General features: G+C 35.9%; 1 protein-coding gene. It reads right to left on the bottom strand.

The window, feature by feature from the left end; genetic code table 11:
- Positions 1–494, bottom strand: a 494-nt coding sequence (locus tag WYK_RS06430; protein ID WP_040373723.1) for a hypothetical protein, incomplete at its 3' end; no start/stop codon positions are given.
- Positions 495–644: the final 150 nt, after the last annotated feature.

The raw sequence follows: 644 nt of genomic DNA, 5'->3' as shown, positions 1-644 counted from the left end.
GTGACACCTAAATAAGTAATCTGTAAATTAGGGAAGAATGTATGAATGAGCAATGGATAGCCGAAGATGGTTGCTGAAATCGTAATGAAATAGGTGAGGCTATTGTAAACCCATACGTTCAGTTTGAAAGATGCTAAAAATAAGCCAGCCCCCATGTAGGAGACAAAATAAAGGACACCATACATAATTGAAAAACGTACTAACGCTAACATGTTTATAGGATCACCCAATAAAACATCCAGCCGCTTTCCCTCTGCAAAGAAATGAGGTTCAGTAACGAATAAAGAGATGATTGAAATATAGAGTGCGGCAAGAAACGAAACACTGAAGACGATGAGCACTCCATATAAGAGCAGAAAACCGACGATAAATATCCATTTTAAAGCAGAAAGAAAATAACCGAGAATGGGAAACTTTTTTGCTGCAGCAAACAGTAAGACAAATAAGAGTAATCCAATAAAGAAAAGTCCATAGTTTAAAAGAGTCTCAACCATAAGATTCCTCCTTTAATAGTTTGATTAAAATTCAAAAGTTTTGGTAACATCGTGATTACTTACTTTCTTCCCGCATGCTGGACAAAATCCAGAATGCTTTCTTTTGAGTCCGCAATTTGAGCAATTCATAATTCCACCTCGTTATTTTTA

The organism is Peribacillus psychrosaccharolyticus ATCC 23296 (genome assembly GCF_000305495.1).
GTDB classification, from domain to species: domain Bacteria; phylum Bacillota; class Bacilli; order Bacillales; family DSM-1321; genus Peribacillus; species Peribacillus psychrosaccharolyticus.
This window is presented reverse-complemented; position numbering and strand designations above follow the sequence as displayed.